25 protein-coding genes and 1 riboswitch are annotated in these 26025 nt (G+C 50.3%); of the genes, 8 read left to right on the top strand and 17 right to left on the bottom strand.

Annotated features, from left to right (window positions below):
* Window positions 1-6 precede the first annotated feature (6 nt).
* The 13 genes from LACSTY_RS01615 to LACSTY_RS01555 all read right to left on the bottom strand — a co-directional run bounded on the left by LACSTY_RS01615 (window position 7) and on the right by LACSTY_RS01555 (window position 12187).
* Complete coding sequence (locus LACSTY_RS01615; RefSeq protein WP_087911454.1) at window positions 7-987, bottom strand: ABC transporter permease subunit; 981 nt, start codon at window positions 985-987, stop codon at window positions 7-9.
* Window positions 971-2473, bottom strand: a complete 1503-nt coding sequence (locus tag LACSTY_RS01610; RefSeq protein WP_087911453.1) for a sugar ABC transporter ATP-binding protein — start codon at window positions 2471-2473, stop codon at window positions 971-973. The genes LACSTY_RS01615 and LACSTY_RS01610 overlap by 17 nt, the downstream gene beginning before the upstream one ends.
* 93 nt (window positions 2474-2566) lie before the next feature.
* Window positions 2567-2959, bottom strand: a complete 393-nt coding sequence (rbsD, locus tag LACSTY_RS01605) for a D-ribose pyranase (protein WP_087911452.1) — start codon at window positions 2957-2959, stop codon at window positions 2567-2569.
* A 42-nt stretch (window positions 2960-3001) separates the two neighbouring features.
* A complete protein-coding gene (gene rbsR, locus LACSTY_RS01600; RefSeq protein WP_087913215.1) occupies window positions 3002-4009 on the bottom strand; it encodes a ribose utilization transcriptional repressor RbsR in 1008 nt (335 codons plus the stop codon).
* Window positions 4010-4417: 408 nt separating this feature from the next.
* Entirely contained in the window at window positions 4418-5254 is an 837-nt protein-coding gene (gene thiD, locus LACSTY_RS01595) for a bifunctional hydroxymethylpyrimidine kinase/phosphomethylpyrimidine kinase (protein ID WP_087911451.1), read from the bottom strand.
* Window position 5255: 1 nt separating this feature from the next.
* Window positions 5256-5885 carry a thiamine phosphate synthase gene (gene thiE, locus LACSTY_RS01590; protein ID WP_087911450.1) on the bottom strand — a complete coding sequence of 210 codons (630 nt, stop codon included), beginning with the start codon at window positions 5883-5885 and terminating at the stop codon, window positions 5256-5258.
* Window positions 5882-6724, bottom strand: coding sequence for a hydroxyethylthiazole kinase (thiM, locus tag LACSTY_RS01585; RefSeq protein WP_087911449.1), 843 nt, complete (start codon window positions 6722-6724; stop codon window positions 5882-5884). Before thiM ends, thiE begins: the two co-directional genes overlap by 4 nt.
* A 58-nt stretch (window positions 6725-6782) precedes the next feature.
* On the bottom strand, window positions 6783-7283 hold the full coding sequence (thiW, locus tag LACSTY_RS01580) for an energy coupling factor transporter S component ThiW (RefSeq protein WP_087911448.1): 501 nt from the start codon (window positions 7281-7283) through the stop codon (window positions 6783-6785).
* Window positions 7264-7956: a thiaminase II gene (gene tenA, locus LACSTY_RS01575; RefSeq protein ID WP_087911447.1), complete on the bottom strand. Its 693-nt coding sequence runs from the start codon at window positions 7954-7956 to the stop codon at window positions 7264-7266. Before tenA ends, thiW begins: the two co-directional genes overlap by 20 nt.
* 70 nt (window positions 7957-8026) lie before the next feature.
* Window positions 8027-8674, bottom strand: a complete 648-nt coding sequence (locus LACSTY_RS01570) for an energy-coupling factor transporter transmembrane component T (RefSeq protein ID WP_087911446.1) — start codon at window positions 8672-8674, stop codon at window positions 8027-8029.
* 4 nt (window positions 8675-8678) lie between these two features.
* On the bottom strand, window positions 8679-10022 hold the full coding sequence (locus LACSTY_RS01565; protein WP_087913214.1) for an ABC transporter ATP-binding protein: 1344 nt from the start codon (window positions 10020-10022) through the stop codon (window positions 8679-8681).
* A 3-nt stretch (window positions 10023-10025) separates the two neighbouring features.
* Complete coding sequence (locus LACSTY_RS01560) at window positions 10026-10595, bottom strand: ECF transporter S component (RefSeq protein WP_010492788.1); 570 nt, start codon at window positions 10593-10595, stop codon at window positions 10026-10028.
* 393 nt (window positions 10596-10988) lie between these two features.
* A riboswitch (TPP riboswitch) is annotated at window positions 10989-11079 on the bottom strand.
* A gap of 127 nt (window positions 11080-11206) precedes the next feature.
* Complete coding sequence (locus tag LACSTY_RS01555) at window positions 11207-12187, bottom strand: LacI family DNA-binding transcriptional regulator (RefSeq protein WP_087911445.1); 981 nt, start codon at window positions 12185-12187, stop codon at window positions 11207-11209.
* A gap of 369 nt (window positions 12188-12556) precedes the next feature.
* Between LACSTY_RS01555 and LACSTY_RS01550 the strand changes: the two genes are divergently transcribed.
* Together LACSTY_RS01550 and LACSTY_RS01545 are read left to right on the top strand one after the other, a co-directional pair.
* Window positions 12557-14509 carry a sucrose-specific PTS transporter subunit IIBC gene (locus LACSTY_RS01550; protein ID WP_087911444.1) on the top strand — a complete coding sequence of 651 codons (1953 nt, stop codon included), beginning with the start codon at window positions 12557-12559 and terminating at the stop codon, window positions 14507-14509.
* A gap of 129 nt (window positions 14510-14638) precedes the next feature.
* On the top strand, window positions 14639-15493 hold the full coding sequence (locus LACSTY_RS01545; protein WP_087911443.1) for an ROK family protein: 855 nt from the start codon (window positions 14639-14641) through the stop codon (window positions 15491-15493).
* Window positions 15494-16082: 589 nt separating this feature from the next.
* Here the strand turns inward: LACSTY_RS01545 and LACSTY_RS14685 are convergent.
* The 3 genes from LACSTY_RS14685 to LACSTY_RS01535 all read right to left on the bottom strand — a co-directional run bounded on the left by LACSTY_RS14685 (window position 16083) and on the right by LACSTY_RS01535 (window position 18450).
* Window positions 16083-16187, bottom strand: a complete 105-nt coding sequence (locus tag LACSTY_RS14685; RefSeq protein ID WP_225362710.1) for a putative holin-like toxin — start codon at window positions 16185-16187, stop codon at window positions 16083-16085.
* Between the two features lie 349 nt (window positions 16188-16536).
* On the bottom strand, window positions 16537-16641 hold the full coding sequence (locus LACSTY_RS01540; protein WP_049170534.1) for a putative holin-like toxin: 105 nt from the start codon (window positions 16639-16641) through the stop codon (window positions 16537-16539).
* 168 nt (window positions 16642-16809) lie between these two features.
* Window positions 16810-18450: a peptide ABC transporter substrate-binding protein gene (locus LACSTY_RS01535; protein ID WP_087911440.1), complete on the bottom strand. Its 1641-nt coding sequence runs from the start codon at window positions 18448-18450 to the stop codon at window positions 16810-16812.
* Between the two features lie 114 nt (window positions 18451-18564).
* Between LACSTY_RS01535 and pepT the strand changes: the two genes are divergently transcribed.
* The gene (gene pepT, locus LACSTY_RS01530) at window positions 18565-19812 is read left to right on the top strand and encodes a peptidase T (RefSeq protein ID WP_087911439.1); all 1248 of its coding nucleotides are present in this window, start codon (window positions 18565-18567) and stop codon (window positions 19810-19812) included.
* A gap of 295 nt (window positions 19813-20107) precedes the next feature.
* Here pepT and LACSTY_RS01525 read toward each other — a convergent pair whose 3' ends face one another.
* Window positions 20108-20704 carry a type IV toxin-antitoxin system AbiEi family antitoxin domain-containing protein gene (locus tag LACSTY_RS01525; RefSeq protein WP_087911437.1) on the bottom strand — a complete coding sequence of 199 codons (597 nt, stop codon included), beginning with the start codon at window positions 20702-20704 and terminating at the stop codon, window positions 20108-20110.
* Between the two features lie 241 nt (window positions 20705-20945).
* On the opposite strand from LACSTY_RS01525, the gene LACSTY_RS01520 reads away from it, so the two are divergent.
* From LACSTY_RS01520 to LACSTY_RS01500, 5 genes are all read left to right on the top strand, one after another.
* On the top strand, window positions 20946-22739 hold the full coding sequence (locus tag LACSTY_RS01520; protein WP_087911436.1) for a BglG family transcription antiterminator: 1794 nt from the start codon (window positions 20946-20948) through the stop codon (window positions 22737-22739).
* The gene (locus tag LACSTY_RS01515) at window positions 22724-23764 is read left to right on the top strand and encodes a M20/M25/M40 family metallo-hydrolase (RefSeq protein WP_087911435.1); all 1041 of its coding nucleotides are present in this window, start codon (window positions 22724-22726) and stop codon (window positions 23762-23764) included. The genes LACSTY_RS01520 and LACSTY_RS01515 overlap by 16 nt, the downstream gene beginning before the upstream one ends.
* A gap of 92 nt (window positions 23765-23856) precedes the next feature.
* Window positions 23857-24174: a PTS lactose/cellobiose transporter subunit IIA gene (locus tag LACSTY_RS01510; RefSeq protein WP_087911434.1), complete on the top strand. Its 318-nt coding sequence runs from the start codon at window positions 23857-23859 to the stop codon at window positions 24172-24174.
* 79 nt (window positions 24175-24253) lie between these two features.
* A complete protein-coding gene (locus tag LACSTY_RS01505) occupies window positions 24254-24592 on the top strand; it encodes a PTS sugar transporter subunit IIB (RefSeq protein ID WP_087911433.1) in 339 nt (112 codons plus the stop codon).
* Window positions 24593-24639: 47 nt separating this feature from the next.
* Window positions 24640-25965, top strand: a complete 1326-nt coding sequence (locus tag LACSTY_RS01500) for a PTS sugar transporter subunit IIC (RefSeq protein WP_047107718.1) — start codon at window positions 24640-24642, stop codon at window positions 25963-25965.
* Window positions 25966-26025 lie beyond the last annotated feature (60 nt).

Below are 26025 nucleotides of genomic sequence, written 5' to 3'. Positions count from 1 at the left end.
CATTTGTTACCCATTGTTAGAAGAACGCCGATCCAGCAGCACCGCAATCAGAATCACAATCCCTTTGACAATCTGCTGATAAAAACTAGAGATACCCAGCAGGTTCATCCCATTATTCAACGTACCGATGATCAACGCACCAATCAGCGTGCCAAAAATCCGACCTTTCCCTCCGGCTAGCGAGGTGCCGCCAAGCACGACGGCCGCAATAGCATCCATTTCATAAGTCGTGCCAGCATCAGGTTGCGCCGAACTCAGCCGCGATGTGAGAATAATCCCGGCAATCGCGGCCATTAACCCGGAAATCGTGTAGATAAGCATGGTGACTACTTTTGTCCGCACACCGGCAATCCGTGCAGCTGTTTCGTTACCGCCCAGTGCATAGGTTTTCCGACCAAAAGCGGTTTTGTGCAACAGTACGAACAAAATGCCATAGACCACGATCATGATAATGATCGGGAACGGAATACCGAACAAGTACCCGCGACCCATGAACTGAAACAGAAAGCTATTGTTCATTTTGGCGCCAGTGATCGGGTTCCCATTCGTAAAGACATACGTGGCGCCGCGGAAAATCGTCATGGTCGCCAAGGTGGCGATAAACGGTGCGGCTTTACCGTATGCGATAAGAATGCCATTAAATAAGCCGAAAATTGCACCTAGGATCAATCCGACTGCCAGTGCTAACGGTGCAGCAAAGCCACTGGTCAACATGGATGCCGTAACGGCGCCTGACAACGCCAGAATCGAGCCAACCGACAAGTCAATGCCGCCAGTCAGAATCACGAAGGTCATCCCAAAGGCAATGACAGCATTAATCGACACCTGCCGCAATAAATTCAACAGGTTTGCCGGTGACACAAAAGTCGGACTCATGATGGTAACAAGAATCACCAGCACGACCAATGCCAGCAGCGGCCCTAAGCGACTAAAAATCTTTTTAACGTCTAATTTGCCAGCAGCTTTGGTTTTAGATTGCGCCTGCATGTTCTTCCACTCCTCCTGTTGCCAGAGTCATAATCGACTCCTGCGTTGCCGTTTTACCATCCAAAATACCGGTGATACGTCCTTCATAGACCACTGCAATTCGATCGCTCATTCCTAAAATTTCCGGTAAGTCGCTGGAGATCATGACGATGGCGACATGCCGATCCGTCAGCTCATTCATCAAGTCATAGATTTCGCGTTTAGCCCCGACATCCACGCCGCGGGTCGGTTCGTCGAGGATCAGGACTTTGGATCCGGAACCGATCCATTTTGCCAAAACCACTTTTTGCTGATTCCCGCCACTCAAACTGCCAGCAGTGACTTCAGGACCCATTGCTTTGACTGTAAGCCTTTTCATTAACATCCGAACAAAATCATCGGTGGCCTTTTCATCCACCAAGCCGTGTTTAACGAAGCCGTCAATTGAAGGCAACACGATATTGTCGTGTAGTGAATCATCCAGAATGAGTCCTTCATCCTTGCGATTTTCCGTCAAGAAGCCAAGGTTATGGCGAATGGCATCTTGCGGATCGCGAATTTTGACCGGTTGCCCATCCAACAGAATCTCCCCGGATTGATACTTATCGATCCCGAAAATGGCACGCATAATCTCGGTTCGCCCTGCGCCCATCAAACCAGAGAACCCCAATATTTCGCCTTGCCGTACACTGAAACTCACATCGTTGAACACACCTTTTTCGGTCAGGTGCTTGACTTCCATTGCCACCGGACCAAAGTTGGGCGTACGATCCGGATAAAAGTCGTCAATCTCGCGGCCCACCATGTCTTTTACCAGCTGCTTCATGGTCACTTCCTTGGTCGCGTATTCAGTAATAGACAGCCCGTCCCGCATGACCGTCACCTTATCGGCAATCTCAAAAATTTCTTCCATGCGGTGGGAAATGTAAATGAATCCCACCCCGTCAGCTTTGAGTCGCCGCACGACACTGAAAAGTTGGTCTATTTCTGCCTCGGTCAGCGCGGCAGTCGGTTCGTCCATGATGATAATCTTGGCGTCGGTCATAAGTGATTTGGCTATTTCCACCATTTGCTGGCGACCAACGCTTAAGTTGCCAATTGGCTGATCGACATCAAATTTGGCACCAAGTTGACTTAGATAATGAACCGCCTGATCGTGCATCGCTTTGCTATCCATCAAGCCAAACTTATTACGCAGCTCTTTGTTTAAAAACATGTTGTCGACCACTGACATCTCAAGAAAATTGTTCATTTCCTGATGAATAAAGCTGATGCCATGCTGCTCGGCTTCCATCGGTCCAGAGTAAGTTGTGGGCTGACTATCCACGAGAATCTCGCCGCTGTTCGCCGGATAAAGTCCCGTCAAAATATTCATTAACGTCGACTTGCCGGCGCCATTTTCGCCCATCAATGCATGGACCTCCCCGGACTCGACAGTAAAATTCACCCCTTTCAAAACCTGATTGGCACCAAAGCTCTTGGTGATCTTCTTCATTTCGATCTTCATTGTGCTTTCCCCCAAGTGCTGAATGTGTGGCGATGATATCGCTTCAAAACGCGTTCACAGTCGCAGGAATCTACGTGCTCCTGCTCACGCTCTCTAAAATGTGACGCCGCTCTCTAGCAAAATATTCGAATAAGGCGTCATTTCCCCTGTGCGAACAAAAGCCTTGGTCTTGCTGAGATCTTTTTTCATCTGCTCATGTGGCATGAAAACAATCGGAACCTGAATACGCGCTTGAATTTGCGCCAGTTGGGTTGGATTTTGTTCTTTGATTTCCTCGGCCAGATACACTTTTTGAATTTGCAATTCGGCGAGGACATTCTCTAAAACAGCAATGAAACTTGGTAGATTTTTACTAACGGCGAGGTCGATTTTCCAGACATCCTCTGGCACTGGCATCCCAGCGTCGCCAATGCCGAGCAAGTCAAAATGCCCCATGTCCGCGATAACCTGTGACAGTTCTGTGTTAATGACAGGTCCTTTTTTCAAGATAAACGCCTCCTAAAAGTTTATGAACTCAAACTGGTGCGGTTACACTGGCCGCGTCGATCCACGCTTAATCAGCTTCACCGGCAGTTCAACGGCATTGCGCGTATTATGTTCACCACTCATCTGCGCCACCAGCAGCTCAACGGCTTGCTGGCCCAGTTGGTCAATCGGTTGCGCCAACGTGGTTAAGCCTGGGGTCATGAACCGGGCTTGCGTGACATCATCGAAGCCGACAACCGCGTAATCTTCCGGAATCCGTTTGTGCTGCTCGTACAAACCGCGGTATACGCCGCTGGCAACATCATCATTAATCGCGATAATCGCCGTGGCGTCGGTTTTGACAATTTGCGCGACTGCCTGCCGTCCACCTTCCGGATCGAAGCTGCTACGAAAAACCAACGCTTGATCAAAAGTAACGCCATGGGTCGCAAAGGCTTGCTGATACCCGGCAAGGCGATCCTGCAAGTTGATGGTTAGCCGTTCCGGCAACACCAGTGCAATTCGCCGATGCCCCAGCTGCAGCAAATGATCCGCAACCAAAAAACCTGCATGGCGCTCGTCAATCCGAATGCTATCGCCAGTCATCAACGTGGTCGCCTGATCCGTAAACACCATTGGCAGACTAAGTTGATGCCCCACTTTTTGAACAATTTCCTGCGAAGCCTCTGGTGCGGCCAAAATCAATCCCCGCTGCGTCCCGCCAAGAAACTGACGAATAAAATAATCAACATTTTCATGGAACCCGTTGATGGAAAAGATCTGCGGAAACAAGCCACGGGGGATCGCCGCCTTTTCGACACTGACCACAAAGCTGGCGAAGAAGGGGTTCATCATGTCCGGGATTACCACGCCGATTGAGTTGCCGCGCTTGCCGACTAAACCACGAGCAAATAAATCCGGTTCATAGCCCAGTGCCTCCTTAGCGGCCAGTACCCGTTTTCGTGACGCTTCGCTGAACCGTGCACCTTTGCCATTCAAAATTTGCGAAACAGTTGTCACCGAAAGCCCAGTTTCTTTGGCGACATCAGTAATTGAGACCTTTTTCTTCATAACATCCACGACCCTGCCTGCATCTTTAGGTAAAACGTTTTACTTAACTTTGCGAGTCAAGCTTAACGCGATTCTGGAAGCGCTGTCAATTAAAAGAATCCGATTTTTATGAAACAAAATAGGAGAATGTGAGCATGGTTAACTTTATTGACGTGTTCTTCTGCTACACCTGAAAGTTAAAAGTGTACCCATATCGTTAGCGGTGCAAAATAGCTAGTTTAATCATCTTAATTAACCCAGTGTCTCGTTAGCAAATTCGAACTGTTGCACAACAGCCAACGTCCAAAGTTCGTGATTTTTTAAGTCATGTGTGTGAAACTTTTTTCCCATACCAAAAATTTTGACGACATAAAAAATGAACCATCACCCTTAACTTCCTAGATGATGGTTCATCGTTGATACTAAAAATTACCTAGTCTCACTCATGCGCACTTTATCGCTTAACTTCGCCCAGTGATTGGTCGGTCCGTGGCCATGACCAACGAAAATACCTTGGCTGATGGCACCTTGAAGGAAGGCTTTAGCCGTTACGATGGCACTTTTTAATGGCTGACCCTTGGCTAATTCCGCGGCAATGCATGCCGAGAACGTGTCGCCGGTGCCGTGGGTATTGGCCGTGGCGATTCGTGGCGCGCTGAGCCAAAAACTGCTGCCATCCTCAAGCAAAATATAGTCGGCCGCCTGCTCATCTTCGCTGCGATGGCCACCTTTGATGATGACATTTTTGACGCCGAGCTGCTGAATGGTCTGCGCCGCTGTGATCGTGTCGGCATTCGTTTTTATCGGCCGTCCCACGATGATCTCAGCTTCCGGCAAGTTAGGCGTCACCACATCGGCTAGTGGTAGTAGCTTACTTTTGATCGTTGCAACGGCCTCTGGTTCAAGCAGCGTCGCCCCACCCTTGGCAACCATGACGGGATCGACGATTAGCGGTCCGAAGTCGACTTGCTGCAGATTGTGGACGACCGCTTCAACATGTTCACTGTCAGCAAGCATCCCGGTTTTGGCGGCTTTAATAGCAAAATCCGCATCTAGTGACTGAAACTGCGCATCAATAAAGTAGGTGGGAATCGGCAAGCTAGCCTGAACGCCGTACGTGTTCTGCGCCGTGAGTGCCACCACAATGTTCATTCCAAAAACATGGCGGGCCTGAAACGTCTTCAGATCGGCCTGCATGCCGGCACCGCCGCCGGAATCCGATCCGGCAATGGTCACGACTTGAGGGGTGCGATTGACGCTACCCATGTCACAACACCTCTTTCAATTTCTGGTTGATTGCGCGAACTTTCTGGGCCGTGTCGGGCGCCTGCATGATTTCACTGACAATCGCCACGCCGGCAATGCCTGTATTTTTGAAGGTGTCGAGGTTACTTTCTTTAATGCCGCCAATTGCCACTACCGGAATCGGCACGGATGCCGCGATGGTCTTGAGCGTTTCGATGCTAAGTACCGGCGAGTCCGGCTTGGTTGGCGTTGGGAAAATCGCCCCGACACCGAGATAATCCGCGCCGTCCGCAGCAGCAGCCGTTGCCGTGGCCAGCGTCTTGGTCGAAACCCCCAGAATTTTATCCGGTCCAATCAACTTGCGCGTCACCGCTACCGGCAATTCGTCATCGCCAATGTGCACACCTGCTGCATCAACCGCCAAGGCAATGTCCACGCGATCATCAATCATCAGCGGAATGTGATGGTGGTCAGTGATCGCCTTAACTTTCTCGGCCAACGCATAATAATCGCGGGTTTTCAGCTGCTTCTCACGCAACTGCACCATGGTGACGCCATTTTCACACGCCGCGGTAATCTTGGCTAAAAACGCTGCCTGCGACTCGTCATAGCGATGTGTCACTAAATAAAGTTTGAGGTCTTCTGGTTTCATAGAGCTTCTCCTTTCACCATTTGCACCCAATCTGCTTGATCAGCCAACAACGACAATTGATCCAACGTCTTTTCCCTGAACGAAGCGATGCCGCCTGCCGTATTTTGGGCCGCGGCCACCTCAGCGCAGCAGTTGAAATAGCTCACGGTTAAAACGACCGCTTCATCGTTTGACAGGCCGATGCCCAGCAACGCCGCAGTCAAGGCACCGACAATATCGCCGGTACCGGTAAACCGATCCAGTTGCGGCACCCCATTTTCCAAGCGCCATTGACCTTTCTCACTGACAACTAAATCCGTCTCCCCCGTTGCCAAAAATGTCGTGTTCGGGAATCGCTCGGTCAGTTCCTGCAAGGCCTTCGTTAATTCGGCAAGCGCCGTCACACTCTGATCCAGCTGACTACCATCAACGCCGCGGCCGGTACTTTTCAACCCAGCAAAACGGCGCACTTCGGAAATATTGCCTTTGACCACATTCGGGTGATTTTGCAGTAACTGCTGGCCGATGTCGTAGCGCAATTGTGTCGCTGCCACCCCGACAAGATCCACCACAGCCGGCTTATGCGTTTCTGCGGCATAACGTCCCGCCGCCAACAGACTATCTTTGCGTTCAGGCGAAATGTGGCCCAAATTCAGCAATAGCGCGTCAATTTGGGTAAAAAGTTCCGGAAACTCTTCCGGGAGATCAGCCATCACCGGCTTGGCATCGATATACAACAGCGCATTGGCCATCGATTCGATCGTCACGGGATTGGTGATGCAGTCTACCAGTGGCGACGACTTCAAGGGAAAAGTAGTTTTAAATGCATCTGCGAATACTTCGGTAATTGATTGTGTCATGGGTTTTGCTCCTCCTATTTTGGTTGACGATAATGCGCTCGCTGGCGCCGGCTCACGCTCAAAAGATTTTTTGCAACCGGTTCATAAAGCCGTTGCGGTCTAGTTCATATAAGACAATTAACGCAATGAGCGAGCCAGAAATGGATCCGCCGAAGAACCGTGGCGTGTATACAAACCAGTAAAGGGACTGACTGCTGCCGGTGAACCAAACCATCACCGGATACGACAACAGTGAACCGATCAACCCGGTGCCCAAAATCTCGCCAGCAGCGGCCCACCAATTTTTCCGGCCAAAGCGATAACCAACGCCGGCTAAAAATGCCCCGAAAACCGCCCCGGTTAAGGCCAGTGGCGGAATGCCTAGCAGCGTCATCCGTAAAATGGCGCAGGCAAAGGCCATCACCGTGGCGTATAGCGGTCCCATCACAACGGCCGCGACCACGTTGACCACGCTCGACATCGGTGCCATCCCTTCAATCCGAAACAACGGCGACAACACAACATCCAGTGCAATCATCATGGCTAACATAGCCAGCCGTTTAACGCGGTTTTGCCCCATCGGCGATCCTCCCCTTCGGCCATGCTTCCAAGCGATAGGCCATCTCCCAAAAACTGTATTCCATTTGTGAACTAATCTTAAAAGCGGCGATCATCTGTTGCTGTTCGGCTGGCGTACTATGCTCGTAAAGCCGATCAACCAGTGCGACTGCTGCCTTCTGGTCGTCAGCATTTTCATCGCCGCTATAGGTTTCGATCCAGCGCTGGTAAATCGGCACCGGTGACTGGCGCTGGGCCAAATATTGCCCGACTTCCTGATAAAGCCATGGACACGGCAGCATCCCCGCAATCGCAACATGCGTCGTGCCTTCGACTAACTGGCGGTACATGTGCGAAACGTAATGGTACGCTGTCGGGGCAATCGCCGTCGCCGCTACTTCGTCATCAGTAATCGCCAAGGTTTCAAAAAAATCCTGCCGCACTGCCAATTCACCTGCTGCCAAGCCAGCCGCAGATTGCTCAGCATAGGCTTTTAATTCAGGTTCTTGAGCCTGCTCCGCAATTAATTCGTACAAATGGCTAAAGTGTTTCAAATAATACGCATCCTGAATCAGGTAAAATCGGAAAATCGTCGGATCAAGCGTCCCATCCTGTAACTCAGTCAGAAACGGATGCGACAGACTCCCTTCCCAATAAGGCACGACCTGTTGCCGTGCAAGTTCTGAAAATTTCATTTTTCATCCTCTCATTAATCAATGTTTTCGTCAGCATCGCGGGATTTTCGCTTCATGATCATGACAAAAGCTATCGAACCAAGATATTCAACAACAGAAACAGTGCCGCTGCCGCCACCAAGCCGCGGCGTGAGCTAATGATCGCGCGGCGCACGTTTCGTTTGGCGCCTTCGGTATAACCATGGGCGTACATGGCTTTGACGTACTGGTCTTGCCACGACATGGCGACAAAAATCACTTTGACGTAAATCATGGGTGACCACGGATGCAGCTTTTGCCCGCGCAATAGACTGGCTTCGCGAATCGCCGCGACCTCATGCATGATTTGCGGCAAGGCGTGGATGACAACCAGCAGACCGTAGACAAAATTAGGCGATAGCTTGTGTTGTTCCAGCCACAGGAGCAATGCCTCGAGATCAACGCCGATCAGAAACACCAAGCCCAGCGCGGTGAAAGCATAAGTTCGCACAAACAGTAACAACGCGTAGGACGTATCCGTACCGTGTAAGGTGATTGCCCAGTAAGTGCTCGCCGCGGGTATCAGCGGAAGCAACGCTAAAACAACTAGGCTTTTAAATGCACGTCGCCACAGCAGAAAGCCAGTAGCTAAGCCTATCAACGCCAAGTCAAGTTTCACCGAATGACTGAACGATATTTCAAGCGTCAAAAGCAGTATCAGCAAACTCAGATTCAGCGCATTCGTCTTTTTTGGCAACATCGTTTCACTCCCCAAGCACCGCCAAGTGTTGATCGGCCAGTTGAACATGCTGTTGACTCACACCCGCCAACGGAGCAAGCCGATGCGTCACAATCAAGAAGGCTTCCTCAGCTGCTTTTTCCTTAATCCACGCGGTGAAAAAGGCACACGCGCGCTCATCCAACCCGCTGAACGGCTCGTCTAGCAGTAAAAAGGCCCGGTCCAAGCTCAACATGGCAATCAATTGAATCATTTTCTTTTGCCCGTCGCTCAAGTGATACAGGCTGCCGGTTTGCTTATCCGTCAATCCCAGATAGTCGAGGGCCGCTTGTTGGCGTTCGCGAACTTCCGCCGTGAACGGAGCGCCGAACTTTAATTCATCCGCCGGCGTCAGCGTTACAAATTGCTTCGTGGCATCTTGCACCGCCAGCGTCATCGTCTGGAACAATCGCTGTCTGCGCCGCAAGCGCCGTTCACCGAGAAACATGCGCCCTCGGTAAGGATGCAGTTGCACCATGGCGCGCAACAACGTCGATTTCCCGCTGCCATTAGCGCCAGTCAGGGTCGTGATGCCGGTATTAAAATGCCAGTCAGCCGCGCGGATCAATACCCGGCGATTCTGGGCACAAACTACCTGATCAAGGTGAAGCAAGGGTGTCGTGCCTGCATCGGTTTGCGTTAAATGAAAATGAGTCGGGATTGTGGTGAGTGTCGTCAGCGGCAAGCGGGTCAGCTGTCCCTTTTCCAACGACACAAGCTCATCGGCAACGCCGGCGTAATCGCTCAAGTCGTGATCGGCAATGATAATGGTTTTCCCCGCATCGCGTAATTTACCCAACTTGGTAATGAGTTGCTGCCGACTAGCCGGATCGATGCTGGCAAACGGCTCATCTAGCAACAAAACCGGCGCATCCATGGCTAGCAAAACCGTTAACGCCGCGCGCTGCTTTTCACCACCGGAAAGTGTCTGTAAGTCCCGATCCAAAAAGTCATCGGTTTCACCTAGCGCCACCGCCTGCCGGATTTGTTTCGCCATCACATCAGCCGGCAAGTCGAGATTTTCCAGAGCAAAGTTGAGTTCACCGCGTAAGGTTCGCATGGTAAATTGCTGATCAGGATTCTGAAACAGCATTCCCACTCGGCTTGCTTTCGTTTGCATAGACGCGTTGCGATTATCCTGCCCATCCACCAAGATCGTGCCTTCATAAGTCAGTGGTGCAAATCCGGCAATCAAGTTGAGCAAGGTCGACTTACCACTGCCACTGTCGCCGGTCAGAACGGTCATTGCGCCCGTCGTAAATTCGAAATCGAGACCGTCAAACAATGGGCCATCCCGCTGAAATCGCAATTTTCGTAGTTCAATTCCCATCATTTACGACCTGCCAGCCAGTCGCTTGGCACCAGCGGCCTGTTCATAAAGTTTCATCACCAGTTGAACCAAAACAACGCCGAAGAAAATAACCGACAGCAACCGCACCGTCACCAATGCCAGAATCATGCCAAGACTGTAAGCGCCATAACCCAGCTTGAAGTACTCATAGGTAAAACTAAAAACCGTCGTACCAACCGCGGCCAAAAGCAGACTCACTGTGTCATAGCGCCGATAACGGGTCACGATGAAACCTGCCTCACTACCCAAGCCTTGAACAAAACCGGACAGCAACACAGCGGGGCCAAAGTAGGAACCATAAAGCATCTCCGCCAGCGCCGCCAAACATTCACCTAAAATCGAGCTGCCTTTCTTTTTCAGCAACATGGCGGTCATCGGTGCTGCCATTACCCACATGCCAAACAAAATCTCATTAGCAAACGGCGCATAACCAATTGGCGTCAATGCCGCTGCTAACAACGCGTAAATCGCATCGGCACCCATAAAGACGCCGCCAAACAGAAAGGCCAAAAATGCCAACAAGACAACATCGCGCAACGACCATTTGTCCATAAAAATAACCCCCATTTCTTCAAATAAAGACAAACGGGGGCCAAGCACGATCAATCCATCATTTCGAAGCTTACTTGTGTCTCATGTTGGCTCACCTGCCAAGTTAAAAAGCGCGGTGGCTCACCATAACGCGCTCCCTGGCGCAGAAGCCTGCGTGTAAGGACCTCAGACCGCAATGGCTCAGACCGGCGTCCGCGCTCTATAACGCGTTCGCAGTCGCAGAAATCTACGTGTAAGGACCTTGAAGCCCAAATGGCCAAAGCCCAGCCATTTGGACTTCAAGGCCACTTACACTCCGATTTCTAAGCGCTCCTGTTCGCGCTCAACCAAAAAGGACCCGTCACCAAATCATCGGCGGGGTCCATGAAATCACAAATAATCATCAAAAAACGATTGATCTTAACGACATTTCCCTGCGACAGTACTAACTGCATCAGGTTCCATGGGTATCATCTCAGCTTTTACAGCACCCCAAATGTTTCTATTCGATTGTAACGGCAGTATATCACTTTTTATTTGGAAGCGCTACAGGAAAGAACTGATGAATAGCGCCAACTTCTTGGTCAAGCCTGCTTGGTAACAAAAAATACCGAACCCAGTGATGGTGCACTTTACGCCGTGATGCCTTGATGCAGGCTCACTGGCAGCAAATAATTCGGGTCTAGGTCAGCCTTGTGATCGTTGATCCTTGTCAGTAACAGGTCGACTAGCAGTTTTGAGATGTCGTCCAACGGTTGAACAATCGTTGTCAGCGCTGGGTAATAATTTTGAATGAAGCGAGTGCCGTCATAGCCGATCAGTTTTAGGTCATCCGGAACGCGGATGCCCATAGCCAAGGCCAGCTGATGGATCTGCATGGCGGTCAGATCATCGGTGCAGAAAATTCCGTCATACTGCCCACCGGCCAATAAGTGCTGAATCTCCGTGCGGCGAATGGCCGCGGCAGTCTCAAACGGGATCGCCACGGTCGCGGGTTCGATTCCATGGGCAGCAAAGTAATCGTGAAAACCTTGTGACCGAGCATTTGTCGGTGAATTCGGCAATTCCTTACCGGTGATGATTAGCGGGGCTTGCACGCCATTGGCTGACAAGACCGATGCGGCCAAGCGCCCACCCTGGGCATTGTCGGAACTGACGATCGGAATGGTCGGAGCCAGATTGCGATCAAAGCTGACGATCGGTAGCCGGTACGCTTTATATTCCGGAATATTTTCATTGTGCGCTCCGGCAATGATACCGTCGACCTGATTGGCTGCCAGCAGGCGCAGGTACTCGCGCTCCTTTTCCGGATCATTGGCGCTGTTGCATAAGATTGCCTTATACCCGCGCTCGAACAGCAGATTCTCGAGTCGGGAGACCAGCTCACCGAAGAATGGGTGACTGACGTCGTAGAAGATCAATCCAATGAGATGCGGTGACTTGCCCTGTAGCGAGCGAGCCAAAGTATTCGGCCGATAATTCAGTTGATTCATGGCGGCATGAACCGCCTTTTTCGTTTTATCACTGATGGCACCGTAATTATTGATCACGCGGGAAACCGTGGTCGGCGACACTCCAGCCAATTTGGCGACATCTTCAAGTTTAACGGTCATAGTTTGGTATTACCCCTTTTTAGATTCCACGCTTGACACATACTGACGGCATCGGCGTTGGTGATCGCAGCTTGGGCTGAGGCGATAACGCATCGCTGTGTTCCATCTGGTCGGTGCATTTTTCTGCCATCCTTGTGCGGTGTCATTGCGCCCTAATCTGTTTGTCACGATTAGCTTTATCATAACTGAAAGCGGTTGATTGTCAATCGAAAAACATTTTTAAAACGCTAATCCTAATGAAGTCTCTCAACAATAAAGAATTAAATTGTCAAACGCTTGACAATTTGTCGAAAGCGCTTTATATTTTAACCGTCGCAAAACTGATATTGTTTTTTTACCCATTAACCGCTTCCCTGAGGAGGACCTTTTATGAAACATGCTGACGTTGCCAAACGGATCTTGCAAGATATTGGCAAAGATAACATCCAGGCCGCTGCCCATTGTGCGACCCGGCTGCGCCTTGTTCTTAAAGACAGCAAGGCGATCAACCAGAAGGCGCTGGACGATGATCCCGATGTGAAAGGCACGTTCGAAACTGGCGGCCAGTTTCAGATCATCATCGGTCCCGGCGATGTCGATAAGGTTTATGACGCCTTGATTGGCATTACCGGCCTAAAGGAAGCCACCACAGACGACATCAAGAAGATCGCAGCCACCGCCGGCAAACCGAATCCCTTCACCAGTTTCCTGAAGATGCTATCGGACATCTTTATTCCGATCGTGCCGGCGTTGGTCGCCGGCGGGTTGCTGATGGCGTTGTACAACGTTTTGAGCTCACCGGGTTTGTTCATGAGCCGGTCAGTCGTACAGGCGGTGCCGAATCTGAAGGGACTGGCTGACATGGTTAACACTATGGCCAGCGCCCCATTCACCTTCCTGCCAATCCTACTGGGCTTCTCAGCAACCAAGCGCTTTGGCGGCAACCAGTACCTTGGCGCCACCATTGGGATGATCATGGTTCTGCCGACCTTGGTTAACGGTTACCAAGTGGCCGCCGTCACTGCCGCTGGGAAAATGACCTATTGGAACATCTTCGGGTTACATGTGGCTCAAGCTGGCTATCAAGGTCAGGTTCTGCCCGTTCTCGGGGTCGCATTTTTGCTGGCGACGATCGAGAAGTTCCTGCACAAACACCTCAAGGGTGCGGTCGACTTCACCTTTACACCGCTGCTGTCGATCATCGTCACCGGTTTTCTGACCTTTGTGGTCGTCGGTCCCGTACTGCGAGCCGTTTCTGATTTTCTGACGAATGGTCTGGTTGGCTTGTATAATGCGACTGGTTGGTTTGGCATGGCAATATTCGGGGTCTTCTACTCTGCAATTGTCGTCACCGGGCTGCATCAGACCTTCCCAGCGATTGAGACCACGCTCATTGCTGCCAAGGCAACGACTGGCGGTTCCTTCATTTTCCCAGTCGCATCAATGGCTAATATTGCTCAAGGTGGCGCGGCGGCGGCTGTGTTCTTCGCTTCAAAGGACAGCAAGCAGCGTGCTCTGGCTTCGAGCTCCAGCATCTCCGCCTTACTCGGAATCACCGAACCGGCGATATTCGGGGTCAACTTGAAACTGCGCTTCCCATTCTATTGTGCCGCGATCGCTTCTGGTATTGCCAGCGCCATTCTCGGCCTCTTCCACGTTCTTGCCTGGGCGATGGGCAGCGCCGGCGTTCTTGGCTTCATCTCGATCGCGCCGAAATCCATTGTGGCCTTTCTGCTGGCCGCAGTCATTAGTTTGGTGACCTCCTTCGTCATGACTTTCATCGTTGCCAAACGCGTTTTGAAAAATGAACCCGAAGAAACACCCGTGGATCCGACCACCGGTGAAGAAACACAAGCAGATACCGTCATTGCCGCCCCAGTCGCCGGCACCACCGAACCAATCACGCAGGTTAACGACAAGGTCTTTTCAGCTGAGATCATGGGCAAAGGAATCGCCATCAAACCCGCTAGCGATGAGGTTCATTCACCAGTCACCGGCACGGTAACCGTCGCCTATCCAACTCACCACGCTTATGGCATTAAGGCTGATGACGGTGCTGAGGTGCTCATCCACCTTGGCATCGATACCGTCGACCTCAAAGGCCAGTATTTCACCAGCAAGGTCAGCCAAGGCGACCATGTGAACACTGGTGACCTGCTGGGAACCTTCGATTACCAAGCCATTGCCAATGCCGGCTATGACCCCACCGTCATGATCGTTATCACCAACACGAATGCCTATGCCAGTGTCGAACCAGTCACGACGCCAACGGTCAAGCCCGGCGACCACCTCGTCGCGCTGACCGCACGCAGCAGTGACAACGCCGTGGCAACTGACCTGTAACGCCGACCGCCCAGTCACTTCATTTTTCACCCATTCTTTGAAGTTTAACCATTCACCGTTCAAGAACGCCTCAAAGACTCGGCACCAAAAAAACCATCTCTGTACCATCGTTGAAAGGAGTTCACTCTCATGCTCGGAGCAATCGAAGCTGGCGGCACAAAGTTTGTGTGTGCCATCTCAGAAAACGGTATCGACATCATCGACCAGGAAACTTTTCCGACGACAACGCCGGACGAGACCATCGCCCAAGTGATCGGTTATTTCAAGGCGCACCCCGCGGACCGGATCGGTCTTGCTTCATTTGGCCCAATTGACGTCAATCGTAAGTCGGATCAATACGGTTACATTACCAAGACCCCTAAAGCCGGATGGCAATTTTTTGACATTCTCGGTACCTTACAGAAACATTTTCCTGACACCAAGTTTGCTTTCACCACCGATGTCAATGCCGCAGCATACGGCGAACTCAAGGCCGGCGCCGGCAAAGGCTTGGATGACCTCGTCTACTGGACTGTTGGCACTGGCGTCGGTGCGGGCATTGTGCAGAACGGTCAGCTACTGCAGGGCTACAGTCATCCTGAGGCGGGACACATCATACTGCGCCGCCACCCAGACGACACATTTGCTGGTAATTGCCCATTTCACGGCGACTGTCTGGAAGGTATGACCAGCGGACCGGCGCTCCAGAAACATTGGGGCAAACCCGCCAAGGATCTGCCGGCCGATCATCCTGCCTGGGATTTAGAGGCTTACTACCTCGCCCAGGCATGTGTCGACCTGACCCTGACCGTTGCCCCAGAGAAGATTGTCTTCGGTGGCGGCGTCATGCACCAGCAACAGCTTTTCCCTAAAATCCGTAACCAGTTTAACCGGTTGTTGAACGATTATGTGACCGTCCCGCCGCTTGACAGCTACATCGTACCGATCGATCTGGCGGATAATGCCGGTGCAATCGGCGCCTTCCTGCTTGCTCAAAGCGCTTAAACTCACACCAAAGGAATCGAATCGCCTTAACGGTGCAACGACTAAAGTTTGCTCAGATACAGTGATCGCCTATACGCCGGTCCTATTAGCTAATTACCAAAGTCTTTGATGTCCGCAGATTGCCAAACGGACAAACTGATTTTAGGCGGCTCAAATATTACTTTTAAAACGTTGCCATAGTGGATTCGAAATTCGCATGATATAATAAAAACGTACAAAGAGCCTGGTGCGGGAACACCAAGCTCTCTGGAATGCTATTTAACAGCAGCTCATTTAAAGCTAAAAATAGCCGTCAACTCGCTAGCTGTGCAGGGCGGCTATTTTGTGTTATTCCTGTCAATTAGCACAATGACTAACGCTAATAAAGCAAGAAAGAAACTACTTCTTTATCTTGGTCTTCATTGTTGCACCTCATTTGACAATTCAAGTTCATTTCAAAACGTTAGTGTAGCAGATTCGAAATCTGCATGATATAATAAAAACGTGCAAAGGGCCTGGTGTGCTAGCACCAAGCCCTTTGGAATGCTATTTAACAGCAGCTCGTTTAAGACTACAAAATAGCCGTCAACTCGCTACCTGGGCGAGACGGCTATTTTGTGTTATTCCTGTCAATTAGCACAATGACTACCGCCAGTAGGGCAAGAATGAAACTGCCGAACTGAAGCATCAAGTCAAGTGCGTCTTTGACTGGCACAAGGCTACTCCTTTCTTCAGGATTGTGAGGTACTACAGTTCTAAAACCATAGCGATCACCCTCTTTCAGATGGTGTAGCTGCCGTCGCGTAGCATTCTGAATTTATTGTAACATGTGCTTAGTTGACGTTGTTAATGCTTTTTAAAATACTAATTGTTATTATTTGATTCTTCTCGAATATTTTTAAAAGCTTAAAGCGCTGCTGTAGCACATTTGGAATCTGCATGATATAATGAAAACGTATAAAGGGCTCGGTGCGTAAACACCAAGCCCCTTGGAATGCCATTTAACGGCAGCTCATATTAGACTAGCAAAAAATAGTCGGCAATTCGCTTGCCAGGCGTGACGGCTATTTTTTGCGGTCCCGTTCGGTTAGCACGATGACTAATGCCAGTAGGGCAAGAATGAAACTGCCAAACTGGAGCATCAGCTCAAGTGCATCCTTTACGGACAAAAATGCTACTCCTTTCTTTAGGATTGTGACGTACTAAGGTTCTAAAACCAAAGTCATTACCTTCTTTCGAAGAATGTAGCTGCTGGTCTCATAGCATGCCAAACAGCCCATCATGCCGCACCGTTTCTACGTGCACAGCATGATGGGCTGTTTATTTTCACTTAATGATCACTTCAGATAAGCCGTCTTGAAGTCATACGGTGTCCCGTTAGGATTGAATGACAATCCCTTTACGTTTGACCGCAACAACTGCAGGTTATCAGCTTGATAAAGCGGCAAAGTGCCTTGATCCTTCATCAAGATCTTTTCAGCGTCTTGCAACATGGTCCAGCGCTTTTGCGGATCGTTGCCGTACTTGGTTTCGGTTTCGCTTAGCAACTGATCCAACTTGGCATCTTTGTAGCCGGATGAATTGTAACTGGAGTCGCTGATCCAGACGTCCAGGAAGTTGTAGGCGTCAGCGAAAATCGACTGCCACCCCGTCACCACCATGTCATAGTTGCCGGCGTTCATGGCTTGCAGCCGTTGTGCCTTCGGAATGCTCTTGATCGTCACTTTGACATGCGGCAGATTTTCAAACGCACCTTGCAGGTATTCGGCAACTTGCTTGGAAACATCCGTATCATCGGCCAGCAGCGTTAAGTTCAGCTGACTCTGGCCCGATTCTTTCATGCCTTCTTCAAACAACTTCTTGGCCTTGGTTTTGTCATACGCCACCGCACTTTTCACCTGCGTTGTCTTGGCAAAATCTGCGCTGGTTTTTTGATTGGTGTGCAGCCCGACTGGAATGAAGCCCAGCGCCGGCTTGGAGCCATCTTTCAAAACATTCTTGGTCAGCGCAGTGCGGTTAATCATCATGGAAAAGGCTTGACGCACTTTGAGATTCTTAAATGCCGGAACTTGCTTTTGATTCAGATCGACCCGGGTCATATTGGAAGACAATCGCTTAATCGCATCTTTGTCATTAAGATGGGCGGCGGCCTGCTCGCCGGTCAACACGATTGAATCCAACTTCTTGGTTTGATAAAGGTTCATCCCGGTTTGGACATCCTTGATGACCGTTTCGTTAACCTTAGCCAGTTTAACGTGCTTCTTATCCCAGTACTGCGGATTTTTGGCAAGTGTCCAGCTATCACCGGTACCATTCCACTTCGTCAACTTGAACGGACCACTGTAAACCTGTGTGGTTGCCGAAGTGCCATACTTTTTTCCATATTTTTCAACCACTTTTTGATTCTGCGGATAATACAGCGGGAACGCCAACAGCTTCTTGAAGTAAGCGGTCGGATTTTCCAACGTGATGGTCAAATGGTGGCTATCGGTGGCTTTGATGCCAAGATCGGATGCCGGCTTAGTGCCTTTGGTGATGGCCGTGGCATTTTTCACTGGCGCAAAGTAGAATGCGTCGGTGGCTTTGGTCTTAGGATCCACGGTGCGTTGCCAACTATACACGAAGTCCTGCGCCCTAATTGGATCGCCATTGCTCCATTTGGCATTGCGCAAGGTGACGTGGTAAGTCATGCCATCTTTACTGGTCGTGACCTTTTTAGCCAGTGCCAACTGTGGCTTTTGCCCTTTGTCGGTTAACCGGTAAATTCCTTCCTGCGTGTTGTTCAGGACCTGAAAAGAAACGGTATCCGTTGATTGTGAAGGATCATTCGTCACAATTGCAGATGTTTCTGACCAATTGAGCGTTTGATTGGTACTTGATTGCCCACTTTGACCACTGCTGCTTGATGAGCAACCGGCGGCCAAAAGGACGAGTGCGGCAGATGGCAACGCCAAAAGCCATTTTTTTGACCTAAACATATGTATCCCTCCAAGTAATTCTCAAATTGCGCTATTGACAAAATACTAAGCCAGATTCAAACTGATTGCAATGCAATGTTAATATTTTTCTCATCGAAAAGGCAGGGATTCTCATTGACGATTGACCTTGATTTAGCGCAAATACAGGCAGACTTTATCCGTTATGCAAAAATTAACACCCGCTCTTATCCGGGACGCGACACGACCCCCTCGACGCCGGGCCAAACAGAATTGGCCAAGTTACTGGTCCAGCAGTTGCAAGACTTAGGGCTACAGGATGTCGGCTTAAATGCAAAAAACGGTTTCGTAACGGCCACATTGCCGGCTAACACCGACAAGCCGGTCAAAAGTTTTGGCATCATCGCTCATTTGGACACGGCGGATTACAATGCCGAAAACGTGCAGCCTCAAGTCCATCCGCACTACGATGGCAGCCCGATTGAATTTGCTAATGGGTTGCGGTTGACCGTTGAGCAGTTTCCAGCGTTGAAACAGTATTTTGGTCAAACGCTTATTACCAGCGATGGCACAACTTTGTTAGGCGTTGATGACAAAGCTGGCATCGCCGGTGCGGTTGCGACGGCGCGGTATTTGCTGGCTCATCCGGAAATTAAACATGGCCTCATCAAGTTTGGTTTTGGACCGGACGAGGAGATCGGTGTCGGTGCTGATAAATTTGACGCCAAGGGTTTTGCGACTGATTTTGCCTACACACTGGATAACGGCGATCCGGGGCAAATTGAATATGAAACCTTCAACGCTGCGCAAGCCACGGTGACAATTGAAGGCACCTCAGTTCATCCGGGGGAAGCCAAGGGACTGATGGTGAATGCCAACACGCTTGGGCGCCAGCTCGACGCTGCCTTGCCCGCTTTTGACCGTCCGGAATTCAGTGCCGGTCATGAAGGCTACTTCTTGCTCTTGAAGTTTCATGGCGAAATCAGCGAAGCCCAACTAACTTACATTATTCGCGACTTCGATCACCAACAATTCGAGGCCCGCAAAGCCTACTTTAAAAAAGTTATTGACGAACTCAATGCGCAATTTGACCACCCACGTTTGAAAGTGTCCATGTACGACCAGTACTACAACATGGCCGACATCATCAACAAGGATCCTTACCCGCTCCGCTTAGCTGAAGCTGGGATCAAGGCGGCCGGACTCACACCTAAAACCGTTCCGTTCCGCGGTGGGACAGACGGTTCAAAAATTACTTATCAAGGTATCCCGACACCTAACCTGTTCAATGGTGGCATCAATTTCCACGGTCCTTATGAGGTTGTTTCCACAGAAGCCATGGGTAAAATTGCCAAAACGTTGATTCATATGGCACAGTTAAACGCTGATGGGACGGTGGCTTAAAGAGCCATGCAGCATGACCCTCGCGATGATTTTGCGGCTGGCGACGCTGGTTTCTGTCCTAAAATCACATGTTTTAATCGAAACGAAGACGACCAACTTTTCTCGGATTGCAAGTATATGCAGTTCTGTGAGAAGCTGGTCGTCTTTACTTTGGAAATAACGTTTTTGATTCAATCTAATCTAATTTTCAATAAAGTCCACTAATCTAGCACAGTTTCATCAGATTAAGCTTGATTTAACATGCTCACCAATGTATTGGCAATCTTCTGAGGGGACAGATTTGCGTAAGGGTCCATCAGTTAAGAACCTCCATCAACTTAAAAATATCACTCCTGGGATATAGTTGTTCCTTGAGTTCCTTGAGTTTACGATACGACTCAACACTGTTGCCATATTCATACATATAATTGTTAATGGCTTCTTTGCGCATATATGGCGCTACATCTGCGCGCTCCCAAAATTCAAGAATTGTTCTTTCTACCGAGTAAACTGGTACGATTCCCATGTTTGGAGTTTCGACAGTTGTAATCCCTGGAAAATACCGGTCAGAGACATAATAAATTGGCACAACCCCATGTTCCGCTAAACGAGGATTCCGGTATCCATGCGGAAAAGCCATGATAAATCGGTCAGGGAGCTGATCGGTTAGGCCATGCAAAAATAAGGCCGTATCCAACGCGAAGATGCCTTTAGTATATCGTTGAGACAGAACCGCAAAGTCATCCCACGTATAACCATCTTCGACGTAAACGCCACGCTCTTCACGCGAGATACGACCGATATTGACAGCATTTTTAAGCATCGATGAGGAAATGCCATAACGGCGTGCCGTACCACTGACAAAGGTGTGATACTTTTTCAACAGCGCGTCAAGCCCTTTAATGTCGTTCATGTTCGTCCGCCTTTTTTGTCCTTATATACGTCAAAATTATTATATGACGTATATAAGGACAAATCAACTAAAAAGCACTGAGTGTCTATAACTGAGCAAACCTTTCGCTCACTTTCTAAGCGACTGCCACAACCCCGCCATTTTTGCCATGCCAATTTGCAAAAGTGGGGCTTTTGGCAGTCGCTCATTTCCTGCATAATAGCATTATCGTTGAAAGCGCTTACGGATTGGGGGAACTTACTTGCGTGAACACATGATTATTCAGGCACTACAAGCAAACGGTGCGATGTCCGCAGCGGCTTTGGCCGAGACGATTGGGGTTTCGCGGCGAACATTGCAAAATGATTTACGGTTATTGAATCGTGATGCGACCGGTTTTCAGATTTGCTTTCAACGTGGTCGCGGTTATCAACTCCAGGTGACAGATTCGCAACTTCTGGCGAATTATTTAGCCGCCATGAAGCAGCAAGCGCAACCGCAGATGCCCGCCAAAAGGATCCCGGAGCTGTTGCGTCTTTTACTGACAACGACGCAATATCTCACGGTCGCCACGCTGGCAGAAACCCAGGAAATCAGTCCTAAGCAGTTGCAACGTGATTTACGGGAGCTGGATAAGTTACTTGTCGGCACGCCGCTGACCTTAGAACGCAAAGCACATTATGGGGTGCGGTTGTGCTGCCACTGGCAAAGTCGGATTCTGGCCTTGCAACAATATGGGTTGCCGCCTCGCCACTCGGCACTCACGCAACAAGTGCAACCACTAGGACTGGATCCGCCGGTAGCCGCCCAGTTTGCCAGTGAAATCGGCTGGTCGTTGGCTGTCACCGGCCCGCAACCACAACCTGCGCCTGACGATGCACCATTTGCAGACGTGGTGACCGACATCCGTTTGGGGACAGAAGCCTGGGAATTTTTAATCGTCAGTTTTGCGGCAAAACGCAAACAACTGACGACCCAGCTGGATCATGATCGACTGAAAGCTAAACTTCAGGCTTACTTCACGGCATTAGACGAGCGCCATGAGACAAACTTCGCCACGCATCCGGAATTCCTGTCACTCATGTACTTCCACGTCTTGGCCTTGATTGGCCGGCTGCAGGAGCACCAAAGTCTGGCGGGCCTGAATCTGGAACCATTGGCGCGGGATTACCCGATCGCGTTTAACTGGGCAGTCCAATTCGCGCAATGGTTAAGTCAGGAATATCAAATTGATGTGCCCAAAACCGAAATCGGCTACCTCACAACCCACCTGTTGGTACCGCTAGAGCAGGCGCATGAAAAATGGAGCCGCGGCGGCTACCGAATTGCGGTCGTGTGCGGTACCGGCGGCGGGATTGCGACGCTTTTGTGCTTACGCTTACGGCGGATTTTCCCCGAAGCCATGATTCAGACATTCGGACTTAACGAGTTAACTGCGATTCACGAGCTATCACCGGACTTGTTGTTTACGGTAACTGCCTTAAACGAATCGTTTGACTGTCCGGTGATCCGGATTGACGAAGTCGCTTCGGATCTGGACTTTGCGCATTTGCGTCACGAATTATCGGTCGCCTCTCGCCACAATGCGACAGCGTCACTAGCTGACTTGCTGGTCCCATCGCTATTTTTCCAACAGTCAACGCCAACTGACTATCGCAGCTTACTGACCACCGTCACCGCAACGATGGCCGAGTATTGCGAACAGGCGAACTATGCGGCTTCGGTACTTCAGCGGGAGGATTTTCTGCCGACCATCTATGACAATGGCATCGCGATTCCGCATCCTTTGTCATTCAATGCCAAGAAAAATGCAGTGGCCGTTATTCTTTTGCCAAATAGCGCTACGAACACGGCCCGGCCGGTGCATCTTGTCTGGCTAATCGCCTTGAAGCAGGATCAACTCCCATTGCATCGTACGTTAACCATGCAACTGGCGGCCTTAATGCAAAAGCCGGACGTCATTAACAAACTAGTTCACCAAACCGAATTTTCCTCATTTCACCAAATCTTGCGCACAGCGCTGGAAGGAGCGGAATCAACATGGATTTACAACTAATGGCTGCGTTAAGCAATGCCGACGCTATCGCTGCCAACGAAGGCGAAGTGCGCAACGTTTTACGCCATTATTTAGCACCGCATGGCTTTGCTACCCAGACGGATGGCCTTGGCAGCTTGATTTTTACCAAAAGAGCTGCCAAGCCGCAGTTTTCAATCATGATTTATGGCCACATGGATGAGGTCGGCTATATGGTCCGGACAATCACACCTGAAGGCCTCTTACGCTTGATGGTTGTCGGCGGGGTTAAACCCGCCGCCAGCCACTGGCAAAGCGTTCGGGTCACGACGGCTTCCGGAGAAAAGCTGCCGGGAATGGTCATTCGCGATGAATCGCTGCCCGCCTTTGATCAAGTGTTGTGCGATGTCGGCGCCAATTCGGCTGATGAAGTATCCGCGTTGGGCATTAACATCGGCGACATGGTCACCTTTGCGACTGAATTCAGCGAATATGCTACGAAAGGTGTTTTTGGCGGTAAGGCATTGGACGATCGTCTCGGTTGTTATGTCGGTGCGCGGCTTTTGACAGAGCTTGCCGATGAAGAGCTGCCGTTCACGCTGCATTTTGCCGCGACCAGCAGTGAAGAAGTCGGCATTCGCGGTGCCAAAACCGCCACCCAACTGATTCAACCGGATCTGGCTTTCATTGTGGATGTCGCGACTTTTCAGCATCCCCGCGAGCGCAGCGAAGTGAATCAGCGTCAAGTCGGTAAGGGGCCGATCCTCACGCACTTTGACCGCACCTTAGCGCCGAATCGGCAACTGCAACAATTCGTCAAGGAGACCGCAGCTGCGGCTTCCCTGCCACTGCAACTGGACATGTTTAATGGCGGTGGTACCGATGGCGGTGAGGCGCATAAAGTCGGCGCTGGCATTCCGACAGTCGTGACTATTTTGCCATGCCGCTATGGCCACTGTGCCCAATCGCTCGCCCAAGCAGCCGATGTTGATCACATGGTGGCCTTGTATGCTGCCATGTGCCGGCAAATGTCATTGCAACTGGTCGAAGCTGCCCACACTTTTTAGCACCATTGATGGCGGCTTCCAGTCGTCCTAATCCCTGATGAAAAAATCCTGCCAGCCGCCTTACCACTGCTGGCATTTTAAAGGAGCGTTTTATGGCAACCACCCAAGAACTTGAAATCATGCAACTCATTGCGAACGCCGGCGAAAGTAAAACCAAAGCATTCGAAGCGTTGGCAGCGGTGAAAACACGCGACTTTGACCGCGCGCGCAATTTGCTGGCGGAGTCTAAAGAAATTGATGTCGCCGCTCACAACGCCCAAACCGCCATGATCAGTCGAGAATTTGACCCCGATCAGACACCCGAACCCGTCAATTTACTCATGGTCCACGCCCAAGACCACTACATGACCAGTCAGTTGGCCCGGGACTTGATTGAGACATTAATAGAAATCTTCGAGAGCAGAACGTAAACCAGCTCAATAAACATATTTCAAAACAACAAAATTGTTATGCCAATTCCCAACACTCAAAAATAGGAGGAACTTCCAAATGCGAATTCTTTTATGCTGTGCCGGTGGCTTTTCCACCAATATGTTGATGCAAAATATGGCCAAGGTTGTGAAAGACAGCCGCAAGCTGAATGAAGCTGATTTTCACTTCAACGCCATCCCCGTTGATGGCCTGGAGGACGAAATCGATAACTATGACCTCGTTTTGGTTGGACCGCAAATCGGTCACAAAACCGGCTACATTAGCGAAATCTGCGAACCGCGGCACATCCCGTATGCTGTGATCGACAAGGATGTTTACGGTCAGATGGATGGTGCGACTGTGATGAAACTGGCGCTGGTAACGCATGCCAAATACCAGAAGAAGCACGCTGGTTAAGACTTACGATAACGCGCCCCTGGCGAAGGAGAGGAGTAAAACCCGCGATGTTTAACAAGTTTGAAGCGTTTATGAATCGTTTTTTCATGCCGATTGCGCACAAGGTGGATAATCAACGCCACCTAAGTGCAATTAAGGCCGGGATGGTGGCGATGACGCCTTTTACCATTCTCGGCAGTATTTTCACCATCATTCCGGCATTGCCAAATATGCTCGGACCTAAGAATGCTGTTTCGCAGTTCATTACTAGCAACGCCGCACTGTTTGATTTACCGGTCAAGCTGTCCATTGGCATGATCGGGCTATATGCCTGTTTGTCCATTGCCTACAACCTCGGTAATCATTACAAGCTCTATATTCCTGGATGCGTCACCTTGTCTGGCTTTGCCTTTTTGATGATGGTCGCTACCTTCAACAAAGCCGGCCAATTAGATGTCGCCAACCTTGGCGCTCGCGGACTGTTCACCGGGATGTTGGTCGCTTTGCTGACGGTGGAACTGTATCACTGGTGCAAAACGCACCATCTGACAATCAAAATGCCTGAAGGAGTGCCGGATTTCGTATCTCGTTCATTTGAGCTGATTCCGGTCACGCTCATTACCGGTGGCGCGTTCATTGCCGGTCGGTTTGCATTCTTAAACATCGCTGGCGAGTTGCCGCCAAGCATTTTGACCCGCTTCTTGGCGCCACTGGTCGGCAGTATGGATAATCCGTGGGCCGTCTTAGCCCTGAACTTTGCGATCTGTACCGTCTTTTTCTTCGGTATCCACTCATCGGTTTTCTCGCCAATCACCAGTCCGATTATGGTGACCTTCATCGCCGAAAATATTGCCGCGATGAACGCCGGCGAAGCCATTCCCCATTTTTACACAGCCGGCGCGGTTTCCAGCTTCTTCGGTTTTACCGGCTGCGGCATCTCGATCGGCTGCGTGGTTGCCTGCATGTTGTCCAAGAGTAAACGGTATCGGAAAATCGGTAAAATTTCCCTATTCCCGGCTTTGTTCGGAATCAACGAACCCATTCTTTTCGGCGCGCCGATCATTCTGAACCCGATTATGTTCATTCCGCACGTTTTCGGTGGCGCCATCATTGGGACGTTGCCGATGTTCTTCATGCATTGGGGCTGGATTGCCAAACCGATCTTCAACCCACCGTATGTCGGCGTTTTCCTGGAAGGTTTCTTAACCAACGGCGACTACCGCACGATTTTAGCCAACGCCTTGCAACTGGTTTTGGCGGTTGCACTCTACTGGCCATTCTTTAAGGTGATGGAACGCGTTGAACTACGCGATGAAGCCAAAAAAGCCGCCCAAAAGTCAATCTTTTCAAAAGAAGACGAAGATACCTTGGCTGGATTGGATCTCGACTTTTAATCAGCCGAGTTTGCGGAAAATAGATGTTGCTAAGGGTGCCGCTTGATTGATGTGCACCCT

It is taken from the genome of Lacticaseibacillus styriensis (assembly GCF_030770295.1).
Taxonomy (GTDB): Bacteria; Bacillota; Bacilli; order Lactobacillales; family Lactobacillaceae; genus Lacticaseibacillus; species Lacticaseibacillus casei.
The sequence above is the reverse complement of the archived record's forward strand: the minus strand, read 5'-3'. Positions and strand labels throughout refer to the sequence as shown.